A 17,492-nucleotide genomic window follows, 5' to 3' on the forward strand; every position below is an offset into this window, starting at 1 on the left:
TTCCCGTAAAGATCATAAACTGGCAGAAGGCCATGATACTCCTTCTGACCGGACGGGCGGAAGTTGTCGATGAATATCAAGATAAACTCATACGAACCGTTTCCACCGCTTACCGTCTCCCCAAAGTTCTCCGGTTATTTCAAAATCATAAAATCTCTCTGAACGTCAAATTTACCCGCATGAATGTTTTCTTCAGAGACCAATTCCAATGCCAATACTGCTCAATCAAACTTCCTGCTTCTGAACTCACTTTCGATCACATCATTCCCGTTTCACAAAAAGGCCCAACCAGCTGGGAGAATGTCGTCACTTGCTGCAGACCCTGCAACGGTAAAAAAGGATCAAAGAGTTTACATGCCTCAGGAATGAATCTTCTTCGCCCGGCCAAAAAACCGCGCTGGTCACCAGAGCTTTGTCTCAGACTCTCTGATGAAGACCCGAGCGAATGGTGGAACTTCTTCCCGACATCAGCGAAGGCCGCTTCTTAATAACTAATCCCGATATTAAGACTCATAGAATTGACCTTAGGGTCTGTGCTCGACTTTGACCTGGTCACTGCATAGGAAGGAGAGATAGTCACACTCTCCCAAAGATCGATGTCAGCATAAGCTTCAATCGTATTGGACGTATCATTTTTTTCTAAAAGATTTTTTCCATGAGAGTAACTCACTCCCACTGACCAGAAACTTAAATCATTGTATTCGATATATCCTCCGGCCGATGAATCAGAAAGATTGCCGACAGTGTCTGAAATGTCTGTGTTATCGATGGAAGTGTTCTTAAAGGCCTTAAGAGTGCTGCTTCCTTTTGGAATGAAAGCATTTTTACTCCAGTCGATACCAAAGGTAAAAAAATCTCCAATCACTTGAGAGAATCCGATAGTCACTGAGAGTTTTTCATAACGTTCACTTTCCAGCTTAGAGTATTTCATCGAATCACTTTGCACGCCGATTGAAAATTTACTCACGCCAAAAGAGTGCTCTTTACTGGCCGAAGGACTGTTTTTTACTGTGAGTTTTCCGCTATAAGAAGATCCTTTGTAGTTATTGTAGTCATCAATCTGTTTGTACCCAACAGCAAACCTGATTGTTTGGTCAGGTTTATAAATTAATGTTCCTTTGTAGGAGTGGGCTTCGTTATCTGTTCCTGAATCACTGCTCTCCTGATTGGATTGACTGGCATAGAGAGAGACGGAAAGTTTTTGAGTCATCCCAAGGCCAAGACTGTAATTTTTGCCAATAGTCCCGGTAGAAGTTTGAGAAAGACCCGCTCCAAAATCAGCGGAGCGGGCCAAGCGAGGGGTCATCGTCGCTATAAGAAAAACAACTAAAACAAAGAGTGTCCAATTAGTCCTTTCGTCCTCTCCTTTCACTTCTTTGCTCTTTGCTGTTTTCTTTCTTCTCATTTTTTCTCTCTTCTTTTATCGCCTTTCTTTCTTCTTTAGCTTCACTCTTGGCTTCACTTCGGGATTCTTTCTGGTTCTCTTTTTTATTTTCCTTGGCGTCGTCGCTTGCCTCTTCTTTTGCTTCGTCTCGGGCCTCTTTCATCTCTTTTCTTCTTTCTCTATCTTCTCTTCTCTCATCTCTTCTTCTGTCATCTCTATCCCTTGGTCCATGCTCTCGTCTTCGCTCTCTTTCCTCTCTTCTTGGAGGTCTCTCCGGTCTGATGTCCAGGTCCTTGAGAGCTGAGAAGAAATCCTCACGGGAGATTTCCCCCGCCTTTAGTTTTTCTCTGAGCTCATCGAGCTTGGCCTTCTGCTCTTCTGTTAAATCAGACTTGGCTTCGGCCCTGTCTGAGCGCTCTTTTGTGGGTTTTGTTTTGTCGCTATTTTTGACAGTTTCATCAGTCTTAGTGTCCGAACCAGACTCTGATCCAGCGGAGGAATCCGTCGTCGTTGTCGTAGTCCCCGTGTCCGTTGACTCTTCTTGAGCAAGGACAGGAACGGAAGTGAGGATAAGGGCAGATAAAAGAACATGTTTCATAGCTATCACTCCTATTTTGGTCACTCCCTATTTGGAGTGGATCCTTCTCTAAACGGTAATAGAAGATTATTGAAAAAATATGGAGGTGATAAACTCCTTGAAAGGACTGGAAAATTCCCTATAAACAAAAAGGGCATTTTTTTCACCTTAATCACCTCTTTGTTTAAGGCCTTCCTGTGTTAGAATTTTCCTTATGAAAAAAATCAATCTTATAGGCTCTGCTCTTTTTATGACTCTAACTCTCCAGCAGGCGCTGGCCCTAGAATGCCCGGATAAAAAATCAGCACCGGTGTGTCCTACAAGTGGTGCCACACTTTTAGATGAAACTTATCCCACACAGGCCTTTGTTATTTCTAATCAACCTTACATACAAACCAAAGATGCAAAAAAAGTTACCCGCAATTTCGTCAGCAAAGTTATCGCGAACTACAATTATGAAAAAGTTCCGCAGATCATCCTTCCGATGACAGACAAAAAAGATTTTGATGTGCTGGTTGCAGATATTAAAAACCAACTGACACAAAAAAAATTACCTGCAGAAAAAATCGATGCCATCATCGGGCAAATTACTTACACTCCGATTCAAAGCTATACTTGGCAACAAGACTGGTTTGAATCTTTCGTTGATTTAAAAACCGGTGCACCTTCAATCAGACAGATCGAAAGCTACAACCGCGTCTGGCCAGACTCAGGAGAGAAGCTAAGTAAGGCAGGGGCGCAATGTGAAATAGGCCAGGGGGCCAATATTAAGGAAGCCTACTCTCCAAACGCCAGTGGCAGAAGTGAAGATGATGTTTCATTTGGTTCTGGAGAAATGGGAGGAAATATTGAAGGTGCCCCAGGTGGATTTTGTCTAGTCGGTGATAATCAGGGCTCAGTGTTTACCAATCAATTCTGCGGCAACCCTGATAACGTCATTCAACTGCAGACTTCATGGTTAGCAGTAGGTCACGTTGATGAAATTTTTAAGATCATTCCAACTCAGTATAATGATGGCCGACCAAAAGAGTGCGAGTTCTCTTTAATGGCCGCGAGCCCTAAAAAAGCAATGGAGCTCATGAGCAATCCGAAACAAGGGCAAATGCCTTTTATGGATCTCGATATCAACAATCCTGAAAAAGATGCTGCTGAATCAAGAAGCACTAGAACTAATATCCGCTTTGCCGGAAACTACATCACGTGCGAATACATCAATGGGATTATCAAAAGACGCCCGGGAGGAATTAAAACACTTCCAGCTGGAGCGCGCACAGTTTTGCTTAAACTGATTTTCAAAACGGCCCAAGCAAAAGACATGAGCAACGAAGAAAAAATGCTCCTTGAACTGCAGAATAACTGTTCACAGAATATCGATCAGATTTCAAACTATGAAATGCAAGAGATGATGAAACTCGATAAGAGCTTCACGACTCTTAATACTGCAATTGATGAATCCATTGAAAAAGATAAGGCACTGATCAAATCAAAAATTCTCTCTCGTCTTCCTCAATGCGCTAAATACTATGACGAACTGGATGTACCTAATATTTTCTATGGTGGTTACACTATGGAAAATCCAGAGACAAAAAAAGTTGAGTTAACAAAACCTGGGTCAACAAACTCGTTTCTTCCAAATCCAACAAACTCAGTTCTCATGAATAAAACAGTAGTCTTTCCAGACACTGGCAACAACCTGTTTAACGGTTATTTAAAAGACGAAATGAAAAAGAGAAAAATCAAATCTGATTTTATCTCCAGCTGGGATTATGCTCACCTTGGCGCTGGAAATATCCACTGCTCAAGCCACTCAATCCCACACTGTCGTCCAGCGGGGAAATAATTTATGAAAATTCTATTGCTCTCATTACTCGTTTCTTTTTCGGCCCAGGCTAAAGACGAACACAACTTTAGCTGTAATGTGGATAAAGAATCCAAAGTCGAACTCTCACTCCTGGATAAAAGCACTCCAAGCGTGAGCCTATTTCACAAAAAATCAAAGTTTGCGACATGCCAGTACGAAAACACTCCACTGACTCAAATGGGAAATCCTCGAGCGCAGGCCAATGAGACCCTATGGCATTTAAAGCTTAAAAAATGCGATTACTATTTTGAAGATAAAAAAGAGAAAATTCCAGTAGTGGAGGCCGCGATGTTTAAGCAGTCCCATGAAAAACGCGATCACTACTTTCTCATTGTCAAAGGCAGACAACCTCTAAAATGCAAGGCCGTTAAGTAAAACAGCCTAGCCATCTTTTTTAGTCGCTTTTTATTCAATTTTCATTCAATAAGGCCCTTCGGGGCCTTTTGTAAGACATTGTAATCCTTTAGAGATTAAACAAATCTTTTACTAAATAAAATATGACCTATAATGGAGGGATGAACATTGATAACAAGCTCCTCAATCTAAAAAGCTACTTGAGTGAAAACCGCCTTGGAAACACCGGGGTTAAAACCACTCTTAGTGATTCTGCCGTCGCAGGGACAGAAAAAAATAACGTCGATTTAAACCTGGATAGCGATTCAAAAAACCCGAACGATAAATCAAAAAAGAAACAAAAAAATAAAGAGTCCACAGCACCACAAAAAGAAATCAAAGAAGTGGCGCAGGTTAAAAGTGATGTCGAAATTAAACAGGCAAACTTAAAAAAATTAAACTTACTATAGGTATGAAAAAGCTCATATCCACATTCATTTTGGTATGCACCCCTTTGTCTCTTATGGGAGAAACCATCATCTTAAAAGCGGACCGCTGGTGCCCTTTTAATTGCGATCCAACATCTGCTCAAAGTAAAGAGTTAGGCTACATCGTCGAAGTGGCGAAACTTGTCTTTGAAAGAAAAGGCCACAACATCGACTACCAGGTGGATACCTGGACCAATTCTATTGAGAGTGTACGAAGCGGGCAGGCCACAGGTTTGGTTTCAACCACCATGCCCGACGCTCCCGATTTCATCTACCCGGCAAAAAGCATGGGAAGTAATAAAGAATGTTTTTACGTCAAGGCCCGCGACCCATGGGAGTATGTGAGCTTAAGCAATTTAAAAGGCCGCAAACTCGGCATTGTCGAGTCTTACGCTTATTCTGCCGAACTCACCAGCTATCTGATGGATCACCCTGAGCAGACAGTCAAAGGAACTGGCAGTCTTCCTCTCATGTCCAACATTGAGAACATGAAGGAAAACAAAATTGACACTATCATCGAAAACCCCTTTGTCTTTAATTACTTCACAGAATCCAAAAAAATCCGCGACAAATATGAAGAGGCCGGATGCACCGAAGGAGATCCGCTTTATATTGGATTCTCTCCTAAGAACCCTCGCTCCAAGGAATTCGCAAAAATCCTTACAGAAGGCATAGAAGATTTGAGAAAGGACGGAACTCTAGGTAAGATCATTACCAAGTATTCACTCAAAGATTGGAGTCCTTGATCATGAACTATTGGCTTATGAAAAGTGAGCCGGATGTCTTTTCCATTGATGACCTCAAAAAAAAGAAAAAATCCGGATGGGATGGTGTTCGCAACTACCAAGCTAGAAATTACATGCGCGATGATATGAAAATCGGCGATGTGGTTTTATTCTATCACTCTAGCTGTGAAATCCCGGGCATTGCCGGACTGGCAAAAGTGTCCAAAACCTCTCACCCTGATCCTTCTCAGTTTGACCCTAAAAGTGAATATTATGACGAAAAGGCCACGAAGGAGAACCCTCGCTGGTTTATGGTCGAAGTAGAATTCGTTGAAAAATTCGATCAGGTTGTAACACTTTCAACTCTAAAAGACACAAAAGGATTAGAAAGCATGCCGGTGGTCCAAAAAGGATCTAGGCTTTCTATCAATCCGGTAACCGAAAAAGAATTTAAAATTATTTCGAATCTAAGATAAGTCTTTAAGGTGCCGAGTGTTTTATACGGCCAAAGAAAAAAGAATAGTCAAAAATAAATAGAATACGTCAGAGTAAAAAAAAGGCCCTCGCACTGAGGGCCTTTTTATTAAACTACATTCTTCTTGGATACAGGTTGATCGGTTGGTTAACTTCAACATTTCTGTTGCCACCCGGTGCCGGGAAACGAATCCCTTGAAGCACGTCTTTCATACAGTCGCGGACTTTATCAGAAGTGATTTCTTCTGACGTGATTGAAGATTTCTTCACACCACCGTCGCCACCGATCACAAAGTTAAACAGCATAACCCCTTGAAGGCCATCTGGTTTATTTTGTTTTTCAAGCTCTGACTGGTAACAGCTTCTAAATTGTGGAATGTGATCGCGAAGAATTCTTCTGATCTCATCCGGGTTAATTGTCGAAACGGCTACTTTCTCAACTGGAACACCGGCAACAGAGATTGATCCTTTTTGAGCCAGGCCATCAAACCCTCTCGATGAATCGATTTTTCCTTTTGCTGATCCAGTTAAGCTACCAACGTTTGTTGCAACTTTGGCCATGTTCGCTGTACCATTAGGTGAACCTGTAATGAAGCCGTCTCCGCCTCCACCACCAACACCGTTACCGATACCGCCACCACTACCAAATCCAGCGCCACCGTCGTCTTTAGCACCTTTAGCTGCTGCTCTTTTTAGACCCTGACCACTTTTTCTGATTGAATCAGTAACGTTAGTCATGTCCAGACCTTGGTATGTATCTCCAGATCCACCAGTGTTGTTGTCTTTGGCCTTCACCTGGCTAGGTGCTGAACCTGAACCCACTGTTGTTCTTGGAGCTTTTCTTACATCAGTTCCTGGCCTATAAGCTTCTTTCTTTCTTGAAGCTGGGTCACCTTTTTGAACGTCTTGAACTTTCTTCTGGTTTTTATCCCCGATGCGATCAGAGTTTTTAACCACTCTATCAGTTCCGTTCTTCACTTTTTCTTCCGGCTTTGGCTGAACAACTTTTTCACTTTCTGCCGCAGTCACATTGTTTTTCACAATTTTATTTTTTGCCGGCGGAGTCACTAATTCCATTTTAATCGGGATTAGCTTTGGATCATCCTTTAGCTTGTGCTCAAGGTGAAGCTCCGGCATCTTAATCAAAAAGAAAAACAAGTGAATAATGAAGCTTCCGATGAACGCACGTTTATTAAAGCGCTTCGTCTCTTGCTCCATATTGCTTTCGCCGGGAGTGTATAATGGTTTTTTCTCAGCACTCATACTTTACCCTTTGCTGTTTTTACTTAAGTCTCTTAGATGCATCTTCTTCCGCAGCGATCGAGAAGTTTTTAGCTCCTGCGCTCTTTGCGATATCCATGATCTCAACTGCTTTTCCTAAAAACGCCTGAGTGTCACCTTCAAGGATAACTGACTCAGTTTTTAGTTCAGCAAGCTTTGCTACCATTTCTTCTGAAAGTTTTGCTTCTTCAACATACTTTCCTTGAAGAGCAACTTTACCTTCTTTATTAAGCGTGATGATTAAAATTTCATCCTGTTTTTTTTCATTGGTGATCGCAGTCTTTGGAAGCTCGATATCTAGTCCCGACTCAAGCGCCGCTGTCGACGTTACCATGAAGATAATCAGAAGAACGAGCATGATATCGATAAGCGGAGTAAGGTTTACTTCCGCCATGATGTTGTCATCACCATCGTTGTTGTTATTTACGTTCATTGCCATAAGGCACTCCTAAAGTTTAAAGATTCTAGTTCTCGCTTACTTTTTTGCAGAGTTAAAGCTTTCAGCTAAATCACCAATGCCGTTTTTGAACATTGCTAGCGATTCACCGATTTTTACCAGAATGTAGTTGTAGAAAAGTAGAGCTACTACCGCTACAAGAATCCCGGCCGCTGTTGCGATAAGAGCTTCTGAAATTGAAGCTGATACGATCGCAAACCCTGCTTTACCAGCAGCACCGATTTCTTTAAATGACCCCATGATCCCCCAAACCGTACCGAAAAGGCCAACGAATGGAGCTGATGAAGCTACAGTACCAAGGATCCAGATATTTTTCTTTAGACCCATTGATGTTTCGTTAAGACGACGTTGCATACGCGCTTCCCACTCTTCAGAAGATGAAGCATCTTCGAAAACTGCAGAGTGTGGTTTAGCAATTAGTTCAGGACAGTTTTTGTACAGCCATTCCATTTCATTGAAACGTTTTGATTGAATGATTCTCATTCCTTCGTCATAGAAATACTTAGCTTGTTTATTAAAGTTCATTAGGAACCAGATTTTTTGAATGGCAACTGTCCAAACGGCTACTGAGAAAATAAGTAGCGGGTACATGATAAAGCCACCTTGCTTAAATAAATGCATCAATTCCATTTGCAGACTCCTTGATCTGTAAGTATCGTAATTTATATTCGACTCATTCGATTATAAAACCTTTACGGCTAATTTAATTAATATTTTAGCTTAGTTTTCATTTTTTCATAAAAGCTTTTTACTCCGGTAATATTATCTCTATCTGATTTTCATTTAATCTCATGTATAATCTGTGAGTATGAAAAAACATTATCCAATTATTTTACTCAGTCTTTCACTCTCAACAATGCTTGCTTTTAAAGCTGGTGACGAAATTGAATTAGACAGTTTTTTAAATGCACGCGCTAACCCAAATTTTTTACGCTCGGCCGCAAATATCAAGACCACATTAAAAAAAGGCACGACTGGTGATGTTTTAGAAATAAAAAAATTCTCATCCGGCAATTCTGGGATTAAAATAAAAATCACAAGTGGTACTCATGCTGGTGAGTCTTACTGGGTTTATTACAACAAAAACAATCCGGCGATTAAACTCACAGATAAAAAACAAAAAGACTCAACAACTCCAGAGAGACTTAATTTGAAAGACTCTCCTCGAAGTGAGACTTTAAGAGATACGGCCGCAGTTCGCGATTTAACGGAATCGGCATTGGTCCAAACATCAATGCAAGCACAAACGTTAACCAGCACTGTAAATGAAACGCTAACACCTCCGGTTTTAGACTGCCCTCCAAAAGTAGAAACAAAACCTGAAGTTGTTCTCTCATCTGTTTCTGAAGATAACTACCAGGTCTCTGATCTCGTAGCCCCCTTCAGAGACAGACCGGGAGTTCGAGACGGCTACCCTAGCTGCCGAAGCACAAACTCCAGATCAGTCTATGCTGTCTGCCGAGTTGGCGCAGACACAACTCCACCAGATGGATTTAAAATTTTTAACGGCGGCCCTAATGCCATCGTTCCGACCAACGAATACTACATCAACCGCACCTTTGAATTTGAATCTCCAGGAAGGGCCTCATCAGATATGAAACTAATGGTTTCAGATGCCCCTGACGATATAACAAGCCACACCACTTACAGCATTATGCTTTTTTTCCCGCGCACCACTCTTCCTTCTATTAAGGAAGTTGGCGATGAACTCCATGTGACACTGCCAAATGGTGAAGCGGTTAAGTATAACGCTAAAACCGGAGAGATTATTGGCGGCGTATTAACCGAAGGCAAAATGGCCCAGGACCCAAAAAATAAAAACAAAGCTTTCCCTCCTGCTGTAAAGTATAACGGCAGTGGCGTAGTGATCCGCGCGGATAAATCCGGCGATCTTCCTTATGGTGACACTGAGCTTAGTGACGGAAGTAGTGCTCCTTCCATCACAATCGCGACAGTGTCAAAAAAAGGACACAAAGACTGTAAGATTCCATCAAAAGATATTTGGTATAACGATGCCCAAAAGAAAGATATCCTCATCCGACCTGAGTATGCAAATGATGAAGGCCTTGACAGTTTTTTAAAGAAAAAATGTGGCTTTTCACTTTTTTAATTTCAAAAAGTAATCAACAATAGAATGTCCGATCAAATCTAATGGAATTTATCCATAGGAGTTTTTATGAAGTCTATTGTTCTACTTGCCATGCTTTCGTCTGTGTCTGCTTATGCTGAATTCGACGAAACACTTATCCAAGCACCTCTAAAAGAATCTAACGAAGTTGAACTCAACGGCATTAGCTGTCGCACACGCAACCACAATCGTTGGGACATTTGTTACGACATCGATAGAAACAACAATTACACTGAAACAAGTTTTAAATTTCAAAATAATGGAGTTAACAGAATCGTTCCGATGGAAGGTTACGGAGTCGGCCGCGATTTTGAGTTCCAATTCCAGGATATGGCACGATCAGACCTTGGGCTTTTAGTATGGGACTCTCCGGATGAAGTGGAAAGCCACGCTCACTTAAAAATGATGTACTTCTTCCCTAGAACAATCCTGCCAGCGATTCGTTATGAATCAGACGCTGAAAAAGACCTGGTCATTGTCACTCTTCCAACAGAAGAAGAAGTTGTCTTTAATGGCAAGACAAAAGAAATTATCAGTGGTGCTCTAACAGAAGGGCCAATTAAGCAGACCTCAAACGGTACAGCGGTTGCTCCTGATGTTCAGTACAATGGAAAAGGCGTTGTGGTTGAAGCCGCTGCCGTTGCCGACTGGCCGGTTGGATTTGAAGGAGAAAAAGCAAGCAAGATCGTTTCTGTTAAAAAGAAAGGACAAAAAACTTGTTTAATACCAGGAAAAGAATTGTGGTTCACAGACCACTCAAAAGGTGGGAACGTTTTCTTCAATAAAAAACTGATTTCTAACGAAGCCTTCGATAAATTTTTAAAAGGTCGCTGCGGTTTCGGGATTTACTAGAAGAGTCTGTCTTCTTCGATGGTCGTGATATTGTAAATTTGTTTTTCCAAATCACTTTTTCTCACATAAACATAGCTGGTGGAGTCCTCGCAACGAACGCGGGGATTTCTCGGCAATGTGGGATTCTTTTTTCTGCATTCAATTAAATTATCCATATAAACTTTAGGATTGCCGGCAGTCTTAAACTGGCTGGCGCACTTGTGGTAATTAGGGTTCTCTTTTTCGTAATAGCCGCAGCCATAACCCCATGAGTTGCGCAGGATATACTCAACCTCACATGTGTCTTTATTAAATCTCTTTCCCACAATGCTTGAAGCGTGGGCCATGGTTTTTCCCTTCCTACCGGTTAAAAAATCTGCATAATACGAAATCCCCACCGGAATCCCGCGGTTCAAGTGAGCATCAAGTGAGCTCATTAATTCTTTAGGAGACTCTCCTATTTTAATGGTCTTACTTTCAAAAGTCGGATGGTCAGTAAAAAAACCTTTGGTGAATTTTTTATCGCAGGCCACGTTCACTAAGTTGGCCAGCGCATTTTGCTTAGCTGATCTCACTAAAACATTTTTAATCGTGTTTAATGAAAGGTTGTTAAAGACGGTATTAATCGTTTTCAGGTCATCACAACCCAAGCGAGCTTTTGGTGCATCGTAAATGATATTTAAAATCTCACCGACGTTACAGCGGTTTTTAACAGCACAACGGTAATCTTCCACATAAGAGTAGTCTTCACTAGAGAGATCGCGCTCGTAACAAAAACCTTTTTCTTTAACTACTATCAAGGCCTCATGGATACTTCCCCCTTCGGCCACGACTTTCTTATTGAGCTTTGAGAGATCTTCGGAACTTAGTCCTTTTAATGATTTTCCATAGGAGCTTTTTTTACTTTGATTGTACATCGCCGAAATACCTATCGACGACACACTATGGCCTTTAGTGCGGTAATTAGCACCTCTTACCCCACCGACAACACTCGAGCCTTTTGTTTTATAAAGATAATGAGTCAAAAGATCAGCGGCCGTAAAACCGTAACACCAGCCAATACTGTCCTGGTCTCTAATGGGAGGCATTTCACTTGTTAGATCGACGGGACGAGTGAGTTTATCAAGAAGGCTCGCGTCCGGGCAAAAGGACGCCGCTAAAGCATTTTGCCCAAGGCATAGAAGGCCCGATAAAAAAATCAACATCCTGTTTTTAATCACAGATCTTACTAATCCACGTATTTTACTTTCTGTGCGATAGTCGCATTGTCTATAAAAGAGCCATCACTGAAGATACAGCGGCTAGTTTGAACCCACTTCGTTTGAACTTGATACTCCATAATCTGTGGAGTCCCGTGATATTTCTCACAGATTTTAAATCCCAAAGAGCCTGTGACTCCGGCCATTTCACTCATCTTGATTTCAATAGTTCCAAGATTCTTGCTCTGGCAAACCTTGTTATGGGCACAGGGTTTTGATGAGATAAAGAGTTTTGAGGCCAGGTCATAACAATAACTTTCATTATTTATAACTTCTTTATTCTGCTGGATGTATTTCACTTTTCCATCAATACATTCAGCAAAAACACTTCCCATGGAAATGGCCGACAAAACAAGTACATTTAAAATTTTAAGTTTTACACCTTTCATACACTAGTATCTTCTCAAAAAATTACAATTTCTGTCAGTCGGAAAAAACCATCATTCTATTACAATCTCCTTGGAAAAGCGTCATTTTGAATGCACAATAAACCCGACCAATTTCATTCACCCCACACTTCAGGAGAAGTTCATGAGCCGACTGGATAATATCTCGCTGGGAAAGATTGTTGTTATTAGAGAAAAACTCTTAAAAGCACAGAAGGACGGTCAAAAGATCTACCGTTTTGAATCGGGAGATCCAAGCTTTGATGTTCACCCGAATGTTAAAAGCGCTATCGAAAAGGCCCTAGAGGCCAACAAAACTCACTACATTCCTAACAACGGTATTCCAGAGCTAAGAGAAACTCTTGCTCAAAAGTTAAACACTCAAAACAAAATCCCGGTTAAACCAGCTCACATCTCTATCACTAATGGGGCCATGCACGCTTTATACGTCACTTACCAGTGCATCGTTGAAGAAGGCGATGAAGTGATTGTCCCTGATCCAATGTGGACAGAGGCCGTAGAAAACGCGCGCCTGGCGGGAGCAAAAACAATTGGGATCGAATTAAAACCAGAACACAACTACGTTTACCGTGCCGCTGATATTGAAAAAGCGATCACGAAAAAAACAAAAGTGATTTTCTTAAACTCTCCACAAAACCCAACGGGGGCGATCATTCCTTTAGAGGAGTTGCAAAAGATCGCCGAGCTTGCAGTAAAAAATAATTTATGGATCGTCAGCGATGAAGCTTACGAGCATATTCTTTTTGATGGCGGGACTCACACTTCTATCGCTTCATTAATTCCTACTTACGACAAGACCGTCTCAGTTTACTCATACTCAAAATCATACGCGATGAGTGGTCTGCGCTTAGGTTACTTCGCTTCAATGAACGAACTCTTTAATGACCGTGCAGCTAAACTTCTTCGCTGTACAGTTAATGGAATCAACAGTATCTCTCAATGGGGTGCTATCCACGCAGTAAAAGACACTCCAGCACAATGGTATGCAGATATGAATGCTGAGTACTTAAAGAGAAGAAATCTTTTCTTAGACTCGCTAAAAGATCAGGACATCCTGACTCCTTATGTTCCAAAAGCTGCTTTCTACCTATGGTGTAAAGTAAGGCCGGGAATTGATGTTGAAAAACTTTCTGAAGAATTGGCACAGAAAGGAATTGGAAATGCTCCGGGAAGCTGTTTTGGCGATTCACCAGAGAGCTTGCAGTCTATTCGTCTTGCTTTCAGCTGCGACACACAGATGATTGTGGAAGGATCAAAAGAGTTAAATAAGTTCTTAAGAGACTACAAATAAAAAAAGGCCCCAACCGGGGCCTTTTCTATTTGTACTTTACATTGCAACCATACGGTCTCGAAGTCGCCACCGCAATCGCCTTTCCGGCCATCCCCGCATTAAGCGCATCAGCAACATAATTCTTCGACTGTGGAATCACTGCCGGTTCAGACGAACTGTTGTCATCAATCGCTCCAGCATAAACAACTTTTTGCTCAGGAGAAATAACAAACATATGTGGAGTTGTTTTTACTCCATAAAGTCTTCCCACCGATCCACTTGCATCAGTTAAAAGAAAGGATTGATTGGCCTTAAGCTCTTTTACTGTTTTTTCAGCATCAGCAGCTTCCTGATAACCTTGCTCACCTTTAGCAGATGAATTAATCGTCAACCATACGACACCTTTATCAGTAAATGTTTTTTGCAGTGTCTGCATGTTATTGCTTCCGTAATGTTTTTTGACGTAAGGACAATCTTTATTAAACCATTCCAGAACAACCCACTTACCTTTGAAGTCATTAAGCGCATGCTCTTTGCCTGCAAGGTCATTTAATTTAAAATTAAGTGCATCTGATTTTGGTTTTACTTCTGCGAACGCTGAAATAGAAAGTAACAAAAGAGAAGAAAATAATAAGTGTTTCATATAAACTCCAGGGATAGTTCAACCCTATAAGCATAAAACACTTACCTTATTTGACCTACGAGAAGATGGAAATTATTAGATCTTACTTCAGCAATGGCAGGTCAATCACAAATCGAGTATTCGGACAATTTCGATCAAGAAAGAGCCTTCCACCATGAATTTCAACAATCCCTTTGGAAATTGAAAGGCCAAGCTCTAATTAAAGTCGACTGACGTACTCAATAATTTTTTTCGTGCGCTCTAAGTGGGTCTTAGCCTCTATAACTAAAGAAACCGCATCATTTTGCTTAAGGCGGCCTTGGGCCATTTTTGAACAGATGACTGGCTCCAGAGGATCAGTGATCGCATAGACTGATTTATGTTGAGGCCACAGGTTTGTAGTATCGTTTGATCCGCCTGCACAAAGTGGGATCAGATGATCAATCTTAAACTCTCCACGCGGCATTTTTGCGATAGAATAATTAAACTTCTGGTCATACTCATGGATGATGATTTCCTTTGTTTCATAAGAAACATCGCGATCACAGTAAGCGATTTTTTCCGGATAACGAACCTTAGATGGCTGGTCGCAAAGCTTACCTGGAGTCTCTGAGAGCTCCGGTCCCGTCGGGAAATCCTGTGCAGAGATCTCTCCTGCAAAGATAAGAGTAATAAAAAGGGCCGAGGTGATTTTCAATGCGTTTTTCATAGGCACAGTTATAATGGAGTTTTTCAAATCTTTCATAAGAGATTGGCCCTTTTGAAATTTTTACATTAAAAGGCCCAACAAAATTTAATCACTAATCACTAAAGACCGTGAAAGTGCATTAGAGGATCGGCGTATTAATCGAGTCCTTTACGTCTAGGGCCATTAAGCACTTAGAGAACAGGTATCACCTGCGCCCATATCAACTTCAGACTGAGAGAATGCATCAAATGAAACAAGAAGAAGAATCACTATGCCCATCAAAACGATGGCAAGATTCTTCACATGCAAAAACTTTGCGTTCATAAAAATCTCCCCTAAAAAATAAAGCGAGGGAGAAATTAGAATAAATGAATCGACCTTGGCGACGGGCCAGGGTCGTATTTACTTAAAAAAGCGGCGTTTGTAAGATTTTTTGGATAAATGTAATATTCATTTTTCGAGGTGGTCTCAATTAGGCCTCGATAATCTCCACCCAATAGTTGTCCGGGTCTTTAATAAAGGCGATATCCTTCATTCCCCCTTCTCCTAATTTCTTTTGAAAAGGGACACCAAGTGCTTCAAAACGCGCACAAGCAGCTTTGATATCTGGAACAGAAAAACAAATGTGCCCAAAGCCGCGAGGCTCAGTGTTCCCGTTGTGGTACGGAGTCTTTTCTTCCAATTCTGTTCCATGATTATGAGTTAACTCTAAAACACCGCTAAGACCTGCAGTAAAACGTGCACGCGATTTATCGCTGTCTGTTGGGATTTGAGAATCATTTTCAATCATGGCCAGGAAATAAAGAGAGAATTTCCATTCGTTAAAGTCAATTTTTCTTAAAAGCTTCATGCCCAGGATGCGCGAGTAAAAATCCAGTGAAACTTCGGGATCGCGCACGCGAAGCATAGTGTGGTTAAAAACATATTTTTGAGTAACTGGATCGGGATTAGTGCAAAGGCCTTTGATATTTTCCATGTGAATTCCTTGATAGTGAGTCTGTTTTTTTCTCTCAACATCCTAGCACTTTCATAGAGGAATTTCACCGGATTTCTACTTTTCGCAGAGGACGTATCAGTGACCTATGGACTCATCGTTTTAGTGACCAACTCCCTTCTTTGTGCCCTAGTCACCAAGTCCTGGATGCTCTATGCGGGCACGTCACTTCTTCTCTTCACCAGCATCGTTATGCCTTCGCTTCAGTCAATGATCACTAAAGGTACGCCGTCTGAAGAGCAAGGTGAACTGCAAGGAACACTGGTGGCAATTACCAGCCTGACGTCTATTATTGGCCCATTGATGTATACGGGATTGTTATCTTTCTTCACGAAAAAAGACCATTAACCACTACCTGGCGCTCCTTATATTGCAGCAGCGGGATTAACCTTAGTGTGTCTCTTTTTAGTTTTAAAAGGCCGCCATAAAATCCGTGAGCAGTCGACTAAGTAGCTTAAAGACTTCCAGCGATTCTAAAGGCCAGGATAACTCCCATGGCAATAAGAACTATCCAACTTAACCCATAAGCCGCCATTCGAGGCATGATCTTATTATAAGTTAAATGAATAATAGAATGCACATAACGAAGGGCCACATAAATCCACGCCAGACATAGAAACAATCCATCTACTTGTTGCGTGATCAGCGAGAAGGCACACACCATATAAAAGAGTGTCGGCACTTCAAAAAGGTTGGTGAAATTGCGAGAAGCTTGAGTCATCTGTGTAGGTAGATCTTTTTCAGCATGGTTATAGGTTTTAAAATACCTGAAGTCGACCTGGCCGCTTTTAATCCCTTGAACACGGGTTAAAAACATCCGCACTAGCACCATTGCCGAAAGAAGTAATAAAGCAAAACACGGGTAGTAGATAAGATTTGGATTCATGGGAAAAGTATCTCTCTAAACAAGATAAACGCAAGATATTTTGGCATCTCTAAATGATCTTTTTTAGCTTCTAAGCTTATAATGGCTCGAATATACATCCCTTGTAAAAGAAATTTATTCTTGATCGATTTTTTCATTAAGATGATTTAATCCCGGTTTTAACCTGCGAGGTGACCTTGAAACTAAAACTGGAAAATGCTCTTGATCACTGTATAAGACTCTCTCAAAGCTCCTATGAAAGCATGCCTTGGGACAATAAGGCCTTCTACGCTAATTACATGGCCCAGACTTTTTACTACGTAAAACACTCTACTCGCATCCTGGCCTTGAGTGCGGGACGACTCAATTATGAAGAGCAACAAAAAATTCACCTGCGTTTTTTAAAGCACCTTGGTGAAGAGGCCAACCATGAAAAGCTTGCACTCAACGACTTAAATTTTCTAGGACACAAGCTGGAGGATTTTCCCGAACTCAACTCTACTCGTTTTTTTTATGAGCCCCAATATTATAAAATTGAACATCAGCACCCGCTCTCTCTCATGGGATACATTCTTTTTCTTGAAGTGCTCGCCCAAAAAGTTTGCCCTCCACTCTCGGCCAAACTAAGCAATCTCTACGGAAAAAAATCCGCAACTTTTCTTCTCGTTCACGGTGAAGAAGACCCGGGGCATGTTGAAGAGGCCAAAAAACTTCTCAGCGAATTTGATCCTGTCGCTTTAGAATTCATCATTATCAACCTGAAACAATCTGCTTATGCCTTTGACAATATGATGAGGGAGATCGCCGAAGCCACTCATGACAGTAGATTGACAAACGTGGCCTGATGC

The 17,492-nt window shown here is 41.4% G+C and carries 23 protein-coding genes and 1 pseudogene; 12 read left to right on the forward strand and 12 right to left on the reverse strand.

Features of this window, described 5'->3' with window-relative positions; all coding sequences use genetic code 11:
* Positions 1–32: 32 nt before the first annotated feature.
* Both ACN20O_RS17745 and ACN20O_RS17750 read left to right on the forward strand, forming a co-directional pair.
* A pseudogene (locus tag ACN20O_RS17745) lies at positions 33–92 on the forward strand (hypothetical protein); the annotation flags it as partial.
* A gap of 87 nt (positions 93–179) precedes the next feature.
* On the forward strand, positions 180–488 hold the full coding sequence (locus ACN20O_RS17750) for an HNH endonuclease (RefSeq protein ID WP_491639301.1): 309 nt from the start codon (positions 180–182) through the stop codon (positions 486–488).
* On the opposite strand, the gene ACN20O_RS17755 is transcribed toward ACN20O_RS17750, so the two are convergent.
* Positions 485–1,405 carry a hypothetical protein gene (locus ACN20O_RS17755; RefSeq protein WP_491635695.1) on the reverse strand — a complete coding sequence of 307 codons (921 nt, stop codon included), beginning with the start codon at positions 1,403–1,405 and terminating at the stop codon, positions 485–487. The two genes, ACN20O_RS17750 and ACN20O_RS17755, sit on opposite strands and share 4 nt — an antisense overlap.
* Positions 1,347–1,982: a hypothetical protein gene (locus ACN20O_RS17760; RefSeq protein ID WP_491635697.1), complete on the reverse strand. Its 636-nt coding sequence runs from the start codon at positions 1,980–1,982 to the stop codon at positions 1,347–1,349. Before ACN20O_RS17760 ends, ACN20O_RS17755 begins: the two co-directional genes overlap by 59 nt.
* A gap of 193 nt (positions 1,983–2,175) precedes the next feature.
* On the opposite strand from ACN20O_RS17760, the gene ACN20O_RS17765 reads away from it, so the two are divergent.
* The 5 genes from ACN20O_RS17765 (at position 2,176) to ACN20O_RS17785 (ending at position 5,844) form a co-directional block, all read left to right on the forward strand.
* Positions 2,176–3,801: a protein-arginine deiminase family protein gene (locus ACN20O_RS17765; protein ID WP_491635699.1), complete on the forward strand. Its 1,626-nt coding sequence runs from the start codon at positions 2,176–2,178 to the stop codon at positions 3,799–3,801.
* A gap of 3 nt (positions 3,802–3,804) precedes the next feature.
* The gene (locus ACN20O_RS17770) at positions 3,805–4,197 is read left to right on the forward strand and encodes a hypothetical protein (RefSeq protein ID WP_491635701.1); all 393 of its coding nucleotides are present in this window, start codon (positions 3,805–3,807) and stop codon (positions 4,195–4,197) included.
* 140 nt (positions 4,198–4,337) lie between these two features.
* Positions 4,338–4,625, forward strand: coding sequence for a hypothetical protein (locus tag ACN20O_RS17775; RefSeq protein WP_491635703.1), 288 nt, complete (start codon positions 4,338–4,340; stop codon positions 4,623–4,625).
* A gap of 53 nt (positions 4,626–4,678) precedes the next feature.
* On the forward strand, positions 4,679–5,389 hold the full coding sequence (locus ACN20O_RS17780; RefSeq protein WP_491635705.1) for a substrate-binding periplasmic protein: 711 nt from the start codon (positions 4,679–4,681) through the stop codon (positions 5,387–5,389).
* Between the two features lie 2 nt (positions 5,390–5,391).
* Positions 5,392–5,844: an EVE domain-containing protein gene (locus ACN20O_RS17785; RefSeq protein WP_491635707.1), complete on the forward strand. Its 453-nt coding sequence runs from the start codon at positions 5,392–5,394 to the stop codon at positions 5,842–5,844.
* Between the two features lie 112 nt (positions 5,845–5,956).
* Here the strand turns inward: ACN20O_RS17785 and ACN20O_RS17790 are convergent, their stop codons facing one another.
* The 3 genes from ACN20O_RS17790 to ACN20O_RS17800 are packed head-to-tail and all read right to left on the reverse strand — an operon-like array spanning position 5,957 to position 8,210.
* Positions 5,957–7,105 carry an AgmX/PglI C-terminal domain-containing protein gene (locus ACN20O_RS17790; RefSeq protein WP_491635709.1) on the reverse strand — a complete coding sequence of 383 codons (1,149 nt, stop codon included), beginning with the start codon at positions 7,103–7,105 and terminating at the stop codon, positions 5,957–5,959.
* A gap of 19 nt (positions 7,106–7,124) precedes the next feature.
* Positions 7,125–7,562 carry an ExbD/TolR family protein gene (locus tag ACN20O_RS17795; RefSeq protein WP_491635711.1) on the reverse strand — a complete coding sequence of 146 codons (438 nt, stop codon included), beginning with the start codon at positions 7,560–7,562 and terminating at the stop codon, positions 7,125–7,127.
* 36 nt (positions 7,563–7,598) lie between these two features.
* Entirely contained in the window at positions 7,599–8,210 is a 612-nt protein-coding gene (locus ACN20O_RS17800) for a MotA/TolQ/ExbB proton channel family protein (RefSeq protein WP_102243686.1), read from the reverse strand.
* Between the two features lie 178 nt (positions 8,211–8,388).
* Between ACN20O_RS17800 and ACN20O_RS17805 the strand changes: the two genes are divergently transcribed.
* Positions 8,389–9,690 carry a hypothetical protein gene (locus ACN20O_RS17805; protein WP_491635714.1) on the forward strand — a complete coding sequence of 434 codons (1,302 nt, stop codon included), beginning with the start codon at positions 8,389–8,391 and terminating at the stop codon, positions 9,688–9,690.
* Between the two features lie 66 nt (positions 9,691–9,756).
* Positions 9,757–10,560, forward strand: a complete 804-nt coding sequence (locus tag ACN20O_RS17810; RefSeq protein WP_491635716.1) for a hypothetical protein — start codon at positions 9,757–9,759, stop codon at positions 10,558–10,560.
* Here ACN20O_RS17810 and ACN20O_RS17815 read toward each other — a convergent pair.
* Positions 10,557–11,744 (reverse strand): C1 family peptidase, encoded by a 1,188-nt coding sequence (locus ACN20O_RS17815; protein ID WP_491635719.1) that lies wholly within the window; start codon positions 11,742–11,744, stop codon positions 10,557–10,559. The two genes, ACN20O_RS17810 and ACN20O_RS17815, sit on opposite strands and share 4 nt — an antisense overlap.
* Before the next feature lie 23 nt (positions 11,745–11,767).
* On the reverse strand, positions 11,768–12,187 hold the full coding sequence (locus tag ACN20O_RS17820; protein ID WP_491635721.1) for a hypothetical protein: 420 nt from the start codon (positions 12,185–12,187) through the stop codon (positions 11,768–11,770).
* Positions 12,188–12,329: 142 nt separating this feature from the next.
* Between ACN20O_RS17820 and ACN20O_RS17825 the strand changes: the two genes are divergently transcribed.
* The gene (locus ACN20O_RS17825; RefSeq protein ID WP_491635723.1) at positions 12,330–13,496 is read left to right on the forward strand and encodes a pyridoxal phosphate-dependent aminotransferase; all 1,167 of its coding nucleotides are present in this window, start codon (positions 12,330–12,332) and stop codon (positions 13,494–13,496) included.
* A 25-nt stretch (positions 13,497–13,521) separates the two neighbouring features.
* Here ACN20O_RS17825 and ACN20O_RS17830 read toward each other — a convergent pair whose 3' ends face one another.
* The 4 genes from ACN20O_RS17830 to gloA all read right to left on the reverse strand — a co-directional run bounded on the left by ACN20O_RS17830 (position 13,522) and on the right by gloA (position 15,761).
* Positions 13,522–14,118, reverse strand: a complete 597-nt coding sequence (locus tag ACN20O_RS17830; RefSeq protein ID WP_491635725.1) for a thioredoxin family protein — start codon at positions 14,116–14,118, stop codon at positions 13,522–13,524.
* A gap of 199 nt (positions 14,119–14,317) precedes the next feature.
* On the reverse strand, positions 14,318–14,806 hold the full coding sequence (locus tag ACN20O_RS17835) for a hypothetical protein (RefSeq protein WP_491635727.1): 489 nt from the start codon (positions 14,804–14,806) through the stop codon (positions 14,318–14,320).
* Between the two features lie 162 nt (positions 14,807–14,968).
* Positions 14,969–15,109: a hypothetical protein gene (locus ACN20O_RS17840; RefSeq protein WP_491635729.1), complete on the reverse strand. Its 141-nt coding sequence runs from the start codon at positions 15,107–15,109 to the stop codon at positions 14,969–14,971.
* A gap of 148 nt (positions 15,110–15,257) precedes the next feature.
* Positions 15,258–15,761 carry a lactoylglutathione lyase gene (gene gloA / locus ACN20O_RS17845; protein ID WP_491635731.1) on the reverse strand — a complete coding sequence of 168 codons (504 nt, stop codon included), beginning with the start codon at positions 15,759–15,761 and terminating at the stop codon, positions 15,258–15,260.
* 99 nt (positions 15,762–15,860) lie between these two features.
* On the opposite strand from gloA, the gene ACN20O_RS17850 reads away from it, so the two are divergent.
* On the forward strand, positions 15,861–16,127 hold the full coding sequence (locus ACN20O_RS17850; protein WP_491635733.1) for a hypothetical protein: 267 nt from the start codon (positions 15,861–15,863) through the stop codon (positions 16,125–16,127).
* 106 nt (positions 16,128–16,233) lie between these two features.
* On the opposite strand, the gene ACN20O_RS17855 is transcribed toward ACN20O_RS17850, so the two are convergent.
* Entirely contained in the window at positions 16,234–16,665 is a 432-nt protein-coding gene (locus tag ACN20O_RS17855; protein WP_491635735.1) for an MAPEG family protein, read from the reverse strand.
* Between the two features lie 176 nt (positions 16,666–16,841).
* Here ACN20O_RS17855 and ACN20O_RS17860 point away from each other — a divergent pair, with 176 nt between their 5' ends.
* Positions 16,842–17,489 (forward strand): iron-containing redox enzyme family protein, encoded by a 648-nt coding sequence (locus ACN20O_RS17860; RefSeq protein ID WP_491635736.1) that lies wholly within the window; start codon positions 16,842–16,844, stop codon positions 17,487–17,489.
* Positions 17,490–17,492 lie beyond the last annotated feature (3 nt).

It is taken from the genome of Bacteriovorax sp. As-1 (assembly GCF_058446905.1).

What these genes read in the sequence shown, in the direction of transcription:
- ACN20O_RS17840 (WP_491635729.1), bottom strand. Translation starts at nt 15,109, where the DNA reads ATGAACGCAAAGTTTTTGCATGTGAAGAATCTTGCCATCGTTTTGATG.
- ACN20O_RS17825 (WP_491635723.1), top strand. Translation starts at nt 12,330, where the DNA reads ATGAGCCGACTGGATAATATCTCGCTGGGAAAGATTGTTGTTATTAGA.
- ACN20O_RS17805 (WP_491635714.1), top strand. Translation starts at nt 8,389, where the DNA reads ATGAAAAAACATTATCCAATTATTTTACTCAGTCTTTCACTCTCAACA.
- ACN20O_RS17770 (WP_491635701.1), top strand. Translation starts at nt 3,805, where the DNA reads ATGAAAATTCTATTGCTCTCATTACTCGTTTCTTTTTCGGCCCAGGCT.
- ACN20O_RS17810 (WP_491635716.1), top strand. Translation starts at nt 9,757, where the DNA reads ATGAAGTCTATTGTTCTACTTGCCATGCTTTCGTCTGTGTCTGCTTAT.
- ACN20O_RS17780 (WP_491635705.1), top strand. Translation starts at nt 4,679, where the DNA reads ATGGGAGAAACCATCATCTTAAAAGCGGACCGCTGGTGCCCTTTTAAT.
- ACN20O_RS17800 (WP_102243686.1), bottom strand. Translation starts at nt 8,210, where the DNA reads ATGGAATTGATGCATTTATTTAAGCAAGGTGGCTTTATCATGTACCCG.
- gloA (WP_491635731.1), bottom strand. Translation starts at nt 15,761, where the DNA reads ATGGAAAATATCAAAGGCCTTTGCACTAATCCCGATCCAGTTACTCAA.
- ACN20O_RS17835 (WP_491635727.1), bottom strand. Translation starts at nt 14,806, where the DNA reads ATGAAAAACGCATTGAAAATCACCTCGGCCCTTTTTATTACTCTTATC.
- ACN20O_RS17765 (WP_491635699.1), top strand. Translation starts at nt 2,176, where the DNA reads ATGAAAAAAATCAATCTTATAGGCTCTGCTCTTTTTATGACTCTAACT.
- ACN20O_RS17760 (WP_491635697.1), bottom strand. Translation starts at nt 1,982, where the DNA reads ATGAAACATGTTCTTTTATCTGCCCTTATCCTCACTTCCGTTCCTGTC.
- ACN20O_RS17785 (WP_491635707.1), top strand. Translation starts at nt 5,392, where the DNA reads ATGAACTATTGGCTTATGAAAAGTGAGCCGGATGTCTTTTCCATTGAT.
- ACN20O_RS17815 (WP_491635719.1), bottom strand. Translation starts at nt 11,744, where the DNA reads ATGTTGATTTTTTTATCGGGCCTTCTATGCCTTGGGCAAAATGCTTTA.
- ACN20O_RS17790 (WP_491635709.1), bottom strand. Translation starts at nt 7,105, where the DNA reads ATGAGTGCTGAGAAAAAACCATTATACACTCCCGGCGAAAGCAATATG.
- ACN20O_RS17820 (WP_491635721.1), bottom strand. Translation starts at nt 12,187, where the DNA reads ATGAAAGGTGTAAAACTTAAAATTTTAAATGTACTTGTTTTGTCGGCC.
- ACN20O_RS17855 (WP_491635735.1), bottom strand. Translation starts at nt 16,665, where the DNA reads ATGAATCCAAATCTTATCTACTACCCGTGTTTTGCTTTATTACTTCTT.
- ACN20O_RS17750 (WP_491639301.1), top strand. Translation starts at nt 180, where the DNA reads ATGAATGTTTTCTTCAGAGACCAATTCCAATGCCAATACTGCTCAATC.
- ACN20O_RS17830 (WP_491635725.1), bottom strand. Translation starts at nt 14,118, where the DNA reads ATGAAACACTTATTATTTTCTTCTCTTTTGTTACTTTCTATTTCAGCG.
- ACN20O_RS17795 (WP_491635711.1), bottom strand. Translation starts at nt 7,562, where the DNA reads ATGGCAATGAACGTAAATAACAACAACGATGGTGATGACAACATCATG.
- ACN20O_RS17755 (WP_491635695.1), bottom strand. Translation starts at nt 1,405, where the DNA reads ATGAGAAGAAAGAAAACAGCAAAGAGCAAAGAAGTGAAAGGAGAGGAC.
- ACN20O_RS17775 (WP_491635703.1), top strand. Translation starts at nt 4,338, where the DNA reads ATGAACATTGATAACAAGCTCCTCAATCTAAAAAGCTACTTGAGTGAA.